9 protein-coding genes are annotated in these 7,169 nt (G+C 50.4%); 5 read left to right on the top strand and 4 right to left on the bottom strand.

The window, feature by feature from the left end; genetic code table 11:
- Nucleotides 1-34 precede the first annotated feature (34 nt).
- Both pgm and seqA read right to left on the bottom strand, forming a co-directional pair.
- Nucleotides 35-1,675, bottom strand: a complete 1,641-nt coding sequence (gene pgm, locus ACUU1M_RS08995; RefSeq protein WP_005060937.1) for a phosphoglucomutase (alpha-D-glucose-1,6-bisphosphate-dependent) — start codon at nucleotides 1,673-1,675, stop codon at nucleotides 35-37.
- A 25-nt stretch (nucleotides 1,676-1,700) separates the two neighbouring features.
- Nucleotides 1,701-2,246 (bottom strand): replication initiation negative regulator SeqA, encoded by a 546-nt coding sequence (gene seqA / locus ACUU1M_RS08990; RefSeq protein ID WP_000848387.1) that lies wholly within the window; start codon nucleotides 2,244-2,246, stop codon nucleotides 1,701-1,703.
- Between the two features lie 184 nt (nucleotides 2,247-2,430).
- Between seqA and ybfF the strand changes: the two genes are divergently transcribed.
- The 5 genes from ybfF (at nucleotide 2,431) to fur (ending at nucleotide 5,033) form a co-directional block, all read left to right on the top strand.
- Nucleotides 2,431-3,195, top strand: a complete 765-nt coding sequence (gene ybfF / locus ACUU1M_RS08985) for an esterase (protein ID WP_000773301.1) — start codon at nucleotides 2,431-2,433, stop codon at nucleotides 3,193-3,195.
- 139 nt (nucleotides 3,196-3,334) lie between these two features.
- On the top strand, nucleotides 3,335-3,628 hold the full coding sequence (gene ybfE, locus ACUU1M_RS08980; RefSeq protein WP_001300829.1) for a LexA regulated protein: 294 nt from the start codon (nucleotides 3,335-3,337) through the stop codon (nucleotides 3,626-3,628).
- Nucleotides 3,629-3,767: 139 nt separating this feature from the next.
- Entirely contained in the window at nucleotides 3,768-4,298 is a 531-nt protein-coding gene (gene fldA, locus ACUU1M_RS08975) for a flavodoxin FldA (RefSeq protein WP_001018618.1), read from the top strand.
- A 209-nt stretch (nucleotides 4,299-4,507) separates the two neighbouring features.
- Nucleotides 4,508-4,594 carry a fur leader peptide gene (gene uof / locus ACUU1M_RS08970; protein WP_001406816.1) on the top strand — a complete coding sequence of 29 codons (87 nt, stop codon included), beginning with the start codon at nucleotides 4,508-4,510 and terminating at the stop codon, nucleotides 4,592-4,594.
- On the top strand, nucleotides 4,587-5,033 hold the full coding sequence (gene fur, locus ACUU1M_RS08965) for a ferric iron uptake transcriptional regulator (RefSeq protein WP_000131702.1): 447 nt from the start codon (nucleotides 4,587-4,589) through the stop codon (nucleotides 5,031-5,033). The genes uof and fur overlap by 8 nt, the downstream gene beginning before the upstream one ends.
- A gap of 83 nt (nucleotides 5,034-5,116) precedes the next feature.
- Here fur and chiQ read toward each other — a convergent pair whose 3' ends face one another.
- Complete coding sequence (chiQ, locus tag ACUU1M_RS08960; RefSeq protein WP_000733592.1) at nucleotides 5,117-5,443, bottom strand: ChiQ/YbfN family lipoprotein; 327 nt, start codon at nucleotides 5,441-5,443, stop codon at nucleotides 5,117-5,119.
- 36 nt (nucleotides 5,444-5,479) lie between these two features.
- Nucleotides 5,480-6,886 carry a chitoporin ChiP gene (gene chiP, locus ACUU1M_RS08955; RefSeq protein ID WP_001258831.1) on the bottom strand — a complete coding sequence of 469 codons (1,407 nt, stop codon included), beginning with the start codon at nucleotides 6,884-6,886 and terminating at the stop codon, nucleotides 5,480-5,482.
- Nucleotides 6,887-7,169 lie beyond the last annotated feature (283 nt).

The raw sequence follows: 7,169 nt of genomic DNA, 5'->3' as shown, positions 1-7,169 counted from the left end.
GATCTTGCGACCGCCCTTTTTTTATTAAATGTGTTTACGCGTTTTTCAGAACTTCGCTAACAATCTCAACCGCTTCTTTCTCAATCTGCTTGCGATGTTCTTCACCGAGGAAGCTTTCGCAGTAGATCTTATATGCGTCTTCCGTGCCTGACGGACGCGCGGCGAACCAGCCGTTGTCAGTCATCACTTTCAGACCGCCAATAGAAGCACCGTTGCCCGGAGCAGCAGTCAGGCGCGCGGTGATCGGGTCACCTGCCAGGGTGCTGGCGCTCACCATTTCCGGAGACAGCTTAGACAGCGCCGCTTTTTGTGCGGAAGTCGCAGCTGCCTGCAAACGGTTGTAGCTCGGCGCACCAAAGCGTTTTGCCAGTTCGTTGTAGTGTTCCTGCGGGTTCTTACCGGTGACAGCGGTGATTTCCGCCGCCAGCAGACACATAATGATGCCGTCTTTGTCGGTGGACCACGGCGTGCCGTCGAAACGCAGGAAGGAAGCCCCTGCGCTCTCTTCGCCGCCAAAGCCGAAGCTGCCGTCGAACAGACCATCAACAAACCATTTGAAACCTACCGGTACTTCTACCAGCTTACGGCCCAAGTCATTGACCACACGGTCGATCATCGCAGAAGAAACCAGCGTTTTACCGACAGCAACATCTTTGCCCCACTGCGGACGATGCTGGAACAGGTAGTTGATCGCCACCGCCAGGTAGTGGTTCGGATTCATCAAACCTGCCGGAGTGACGATACCGTGACGGTCATAATCCGGGTCGTTAGCAAACGCCAGATCGAACTTATCACGCAGTGCCAGCAGACCCGCCATCGCACACTCGGAGGAGCAGTCCATACGGATCGCACCGTCTTTATCGAGGTGCATAAAGCGGAAGGTTTGATCGACCTGATCGTTAACGATGGTCAGGTTGAGGTTGTAATACTCGCCAATGCGCTTCCAGTATTCGATACCGGAACCGCCCAACGGATCAACGCCCAGCGTCAGGCCCGCTTTCTGAATCGCCGCCATATCAACGATATCGGCCAGCCCTTCCACGAACGGCTGCACCAGATCCTGCTCTTTCACATAGCCGGATGCCATCGCTTCGTCGAGGGAGATACGCTTCACGCCTTTCAGGCCATCGGCCATCAGTGCGTTGGCCCTGTCTTCCACCACTTTGGTGACGTTAGTATCAGCCGGGCCACCATTTGGCGGATTGTACTTGATACCACCATCTTCCGGCGGGTTATGGGACGGTGTAATCACGATACCGTCTGCCAGCGGGCCACCTTTTTTATTGTGAACCAGGATGGCATTGGAAACGGCAGGCGTCGGAGTGAAGCCATTGTTTTCCTGCACAATGACATCAACGCCGTTCGCTGCCAGCACTTCCAGTACGGAAATGAACGCAGGCTCGGACAGGGCGTGAGTATCTTTACCCACATAGCAAGGGCCAGTGATGCCGTTTTTCGCACGTTCTTCAGCAATTGCCTGAGCGATCGCCAGAATGTGCGGCTCGTTAAAGCTGTGGCGCGCTGCACTGCCACGGTGACCGGAAGTACCGAATTTCACCGCGTGCTCCGCATTCCCTGCTTCTGGTTTCAGTACATAATATTGCGCCGTCAGTTGGGCGACGTTAATCAAATCACTCTGTTGTGCAGGTTGGCCTGCACGATTGTGGATTGCCATTGCTTTGTCCTTTGTCTGCAACGTTTTAGATAGTTCCGCAAACCTTCTCAATCAATTCCGCCGGGAATTGCATCGACTGCATGATGTGTTCGATCATGCTGCATTTACGGCCGGTGTTGGTGTTGGTGATCACCCAATACGGCGTGCCTGGCACATGTTTCGGCTTGGTCTGATTACCATTTTTCAGCAGCGTTTGTTCATCTGCCGCAAAGTACACGCGTGTACGACCGTGCAACGATTCCGTTGCTTCGGCAAACGCCTGGGCGTCAAGAGAATATAGTGTAGACAACAGCAGCATAAAGCGATTGACCGCTCGCTTTTGCTCTGCGTATTCGTCCGAAAGCAGAAGTTCACGCATTGCGCGAACCTTGTCTTTAATCGTTTTGACCGGCTTCGCTTCGACGATAGCAGGTGACGCAACGCGAACCTCTTTCGTCACCGGAGCAGCAGGCTGTGATGCGGCGGAAAATTTCAACATACGCCGTAAAATGTCGGATGCGCTCTCGCCGATATGCTTAGTGTGGCTGGCAATATAGCTGTAGAGTTCATCATCAACTTCAATCGTTTTCATCTTAATCCAGTGCAGTGTCTTAGCTGAATACAAGTCGCCAAGAGTATATGAATAAATCCCGGCAGCGGATAGCGTCAAGCCTGGCTTGCAGAAAAACTCGGAATAAACCTTATTTGTTGCAGCCCTGTGGCACAATGGTCAACATAATACCCTAACCCGACAACGCGAAAAAAAGAACTTTGCCATGAAATTAAATATCCGCGCGCAAACTGCACAAAACCAGCACAATAATTCTCCCATCGTTCTTGTCCATGGTCTGTTTGGTAGCCTCGACAACCTTGGCGTACTGGCTCGCGATCTGGTAAACGATCACAATATCATCCAGGTTGATATGCGTAACCACGGTCTTTCACCGAGAGAGCCGGTAATGAATTACCCGGCGATGGCGCAGGATCTTGTTGATACCCTGGATGCACTGCAGATCGACAAAGCAACATTTATCGGTCACTCCATGGGCGGTAAAGCGGTAATGGCACTTACTGCACTGGCCCCCGATCGCATCGATAAACTGGTGGCGATCGATATCGCACCGGTCGACTATCACGTACGCCGTCATGATGAGATTTTCGCAGCTATCAACGCGGTCAGTGAATCGGACGCACAAACTCGCCAGCAAGCAGCAGCAATAATGCGCCAGCATCTTAATGAAGAAGGGGTGATTCAGTTTCTGTTGAAATCTTTTGTTGACGGGGAGTGGCGCTTTAACGTGCCGGTATTGTGGGATCAGTATCCGCATATTGTGGGTTGGGAGAAAATCCCGGCATGGGATCACCCTGCCCTGTTTATCCCTGGCGGCAATTCTCCGTATGTTAGCGAGCAGTACCGTGATGATTTACTGGCGCAATTTCCACAGGCACGGGCGCATGTGATTGCAGGCGCGGGTCACTGGGTCCATGCTGAAAAACCGGATGCGGTATTACGCGCTATCCGTCGCTATCTCAATGATTAACGCAACTGATTAAAAACCCAGCGTCCGCGTCGCTTTCCGCGCGTGGGCGTTGGCGTGACTCATCGCGCTGATGTATTATGGCGCGCTATCCATCCGGGCAGAGGCCTGGCTGATTGTTTCCCCCGAAGTCACCAAGATCATGGCCAAAGAACAAACGGACCGTACGACATTAGATCTGTTCGCGCACGAGCGTCGACCGGGACGACCGAAAACTAATCCGCTTTCGCGCGATGAACAGCTGCGTATTAATAAACGCAACCAGCTAAAACGCGACAAAGTACGTGGCCTTAAGCGTGTCGAACTGAAGCTGAACGCGGAAGCTGTCGAGGCGCTGAACGAGCTGGCGGAATCGCGTAATATGAGCCGTAGCGAACTGATCGAAGAGATGTTAATGCAGCAACTGGCGGCGCTGCGTAGTCAGGGCATCGTTTAAATTTCCACTTTCATGTAGCACAGTGTGCAGTCCTGCTCGTTTGCTGATTCCGCAAGACTGCCTGTTCTGCTATGATTGCCTTTATCCGTGGGCAATTTTCCACCCCCATTTCAATAAGTTTCAAGAGGTTATTTCACTCATGGCTATCACTGGCATCTTTTTCGGCAGCGACACCGGTAATACCGAAAATATCGCAAAAATGATTCAAAAACAGCTTGGTAAAGACGTTGCCGATGTCCATGACATTGCAAAAAGCAGCAAAGAAGATCTGGAAGCTTACGACATTCTGCTGCTGGGCATCCCAACCTGGTATTACGGCGAAGCGCAGTGTGACTGGGATGACTTCTTCCCGACTCTCGAAGAGATTGATTTCAATGGTAAACTGGTTGCGCTGTTTGGTTGTGGTGACCAGGAAGATTACGCCGAATATTTCTGCGACGCATTGGGCACCATCCGCGACATCATTGAACCGCGCGGTGCAACCATCGTTGGTCACTGGCCAACTGCGGGCTATCATTTCGAAGCATCAAAAGGTCTGGCAGATGACGACCACTTTGTCGGTCTGGCTATCGACGAAGACCGTCAGCCGGAACTGACCGCTGAACGTGTAGAAAAATGGGTTAAACAGATTTCTGAAGAGTTGCATCTCGACGAAATTCTTAATGCCTGATGTGATGCGGCGTAGACTCATGTCTACGCCGTATTAATAGATAATGCCAATCAAAATAATTGCTACAAATTTGTAACTTTTACTGTTGTACCTGTACAATGTCCCAGTGTTCAAGTGGCCTTGCCGTTGTAAATGTAAGCTGTGCCACGTTTTTATTAACAATATTTGCCAGGGACTTGTGGTTTTCATTTAGGCGTGGCAATTCTATAATGATACGCATTATCTCAAGAGCAAATTCTGTCACTTCTTCTAATGAAGTGAACCGCTTAGTAACAGGACAGATTCCGCATGACTGATAACAATACCGCCCTAAAGAAAGCTGGCCTGAAAGTAACGCTTCCTCGTTTAAAAATCCTGGAAGTTCTTCAGGAGCCGGACAACCATCACGTCAGTGCGGAAGATTTATACAAACGTCTGATCGATATGGGTGAAGAAATTGGTCTGGCTACGGTATATCGCGTACTGAACCAGTTTGACGACGCTGGTATCGTCACCCGCCACAATTTTGAAGGCGGTAAATCCGTATTTGAACTGACACAGCAACATCACCACGATCACCTGATTTGCCTCGACTGCGGCAAGGTTATCGAATTTAGTGATGATTCCATCGAAGCGCGTCAGCGTGAAATTGCCGCAAAACATGGCATTCGCCTGACTAACCACAGTCTCTATCTTTACGGTCACTGTGCCGAAGGCGATTGCCGCGAAGATGAGCACGCGCACGAAGGCAAATAAGCCAGCCTGAACGAGAAAAGCCAACCTGCGGGTTGGCTTTTTTATACAAGGGAAATAAGAAAAGCGAGAGTTACAGCTCTCACTTATTTGTTATTACTGCGTATTTCCTGCCAGACCTTATCACAATCGGCTTTCACCGCCTGATCATTTCCGGTTTGCGTTGCACGCAGACACTGCTGATAATCCAGTACGCGTACACTTTCCTGGTCGGCAAACTGCTGATGTTGTTTCTCTTTCTTCAGCACGTTTAACACACTCTGGCAGGCTTCAATTTTTTCTGGCGAACCTTGCGCGGTGTTGATACAGGCGCTGTATGCCTCTTTCAGACGGCTGTCTTCCTGTGGTGCGGTTGATTGCGCACAAGCTACCAGCCCCGATGCCATCATGGCGATGAGAATCAGTTTTTTCATTGAATGCGGCAGGCACAAAACCTGCCGCGTCGGGCATCAGAAGATGGTGAATGGTGCGATTACCATAAATTTCACGTCACGCTCATCCTGGAAGATGTTACCGTAACCGCCGCCCCAGCTTGGGATGTCGGAGTGGTTGTCGTATTCGGTGAAGTGCAGTTTGAACATCGTGCCTTTGGCGCGACCGTCCTGAATGGTGTAGACCGCATCCAGGCTGTAGGCAGACTCTTCAATAGTCCGGTTTTTGTCGTAGTACGCATCCGGATTGCTCTGCCAGGTCGCAGGTTTAGCATCCCATGCGTAAACGTAGGAAGCGCCGATGGCGAAGCCTGGAAGATTCCAGTTTTTCAGGTCATACATCGCACCGAAGAAGACCGCTTTTTCGCCGTTAGCGTTGAAGTCGGAACGGTTATCCCACCAGATATCCAGGCGGCCGTTGGAGGAAGCGTAGGTTGGGGTCATACGTTGCAGGAAGTATCCCTGCTGACTGTCAGCCTTAACCCAGGTGCCTTCGAGGCGCAAATCCACTACGTCAGCCGCCCGGTAACCAAAGGTCAACGCTTGCAGCCAGGCGGTGCCGTCATAAAGATCGTTGACGCTGCGATCGTCAACTTTATCGCGGGTACCATAGAACTGGTAGCTGGTGGTTAACGGGCTACCGGCGATATCAAATTTGTAGCTGGCTTTGGCAAAATATTGATCGATATACCCTTCCGCCTGACCAAATGCCGCTTCCAGTACGAAGTTATTTTTGAAGTCGTATTTCGCACCGATGGAGTGCAGATAATCAACTTTGGTGGTTTTATCGTTCTGATAAAACTCATCCATTTCCAGATGCCACGGCGCTTTGTATTCGTTGGTCCACATGTAGGAGAAACTCAAGGCACCAGCATCGCCGTAATCAAAATTCGCCCCGGCTTCCGCCCCCTGATAAGTACCCGGCATAAAGCTCCAGTGCGGCGCTAACAGCGTTTGACCGGTTGGCTGAATGTAACCTGCCCTCGCCCAAACCGGACCGTATTTAAATTTGGCCGCAGCTTTATACAGGCTTATACCGCTTTTGTCGCCGGACCAGTCTTCGTCATAGGCTTTATTACTTTTTGAAAACGCGATTTCGTTCGGGTGGGAGCTGTCGCCGTTTTCCGCCATTTCAATCGCCGTAAACGCAGCAATATCAAGGCCGAACATATCAGCAGCATAACCGGACTGAAAATCGAGGTTGGCATTCCAGGTGGAGTGAGAAAGGTTGGTTTTGTATTTGTCGCCGTCGGTAACATCTTTACGGTCGCGTTCACGCTGCCAGTAATAGATACCGCCGGTTAAGGTTGAATCGTCGATGAATCCTTCGGCGCGAGCCTCCGGCATTGCCATAAAGCCCGACATTGCTGTAACACCGGCAATAGCCAGCGCCAGCGTACTACGTTTGCCACTAAACGTACGCATGGGTTAATCCTCTTTGACGTATAAATTGCTGCACCAAAGGTGAACAGCGAAAAAAAATAAAAATTAAAAAAGTAGCGTTGAGAAAAGTCTCGCTGACTACAGGAACAGACTATTTTTCGCGACGCGAATTATCAATCTCTTTCTGTAACCAGAATGTAAGAACATGAGCAACCGCACATATTTTGATGATTTTTGTTACAAGGCTTAAGTTTGCGGTTGAAAGGCTTGCAGAAGAATAAAAACGTGAAATTCCAGCAAGATGAAAGCGGTTACATTTTATTTA

The sequence above is a fragment of the Shigella sp. SIG6 genome (assembly GCF_053555815.1).
Note: the sequence above shows the minus strand (reverse complement) of the source record. Positions and strands in the feature narration are given on the sequence as shown.

What these genes read in the sequence shown, in the direction of transcription:
- fldA (WP_001018618.1), top strand. Translation starts at nt 3,768, where the DNA reads ATGGCTATCACTGGCATCTTTTTCGGCAGCGACACCGGTAATACCGAA.
- seqA (WP_000848387.1), bottom strand. Translation starts at nt 2,246, where the DNA reads ATGAAAACGATTGAAGTTGATGATGAACTCTACAGCTATATTGCCAGC.
- chiQ (WP_000733592.1), bottom strand. Translation starts at nt 5,443, where the DNA reads ATGAAAAAACTGATTCTCATCGCCATGATGGCATCGGGGCTGGTAGCT.
- uof (WP_001406816.1), top strand. Translation starts at nt 4,508, where the DNA reads ATGATACGCATTATCTCAAGAGCAAATTCTGTCACTTCTTCTAATGAA.
- ybfE (WP_001300829.1), top strand. Translation starts at nt 3,335, where the DNA reads ATGGCCAAAGAACAAACGGACCGTACGACATTAGATCTGTTCGCGCAC.
- ybfF (WP_000773301.1), top strand. Translation starts at nt 2,431, where the DNA reads ATGAAATTAAATATCCGCGCGCAAACTGCACAAAACCAGCACAATAAT.
- chiP (WP_001258831.1), bottom strand. Translation starts at nt 6,886, where the DNA reads ATGCGTACGTTTAGTGGCAAACGTAGTACGCTGGCGCTGGCTATTGCC.
- pgm (WP_005060937.1), bottom strand. Translation starts at nt 1,675, where the DNA reads ATGGCAATCCACAATCGTGCAGGCCAACCTGCACAACAGAGTGATTTG.
- fur (WP_000131702.1), top strand. Translation starts at nt 4,587, where the DNA reads ATGACTGATAACAATACCGCCCTAAAGAAAGCTGGCCTGAAAGTAACG.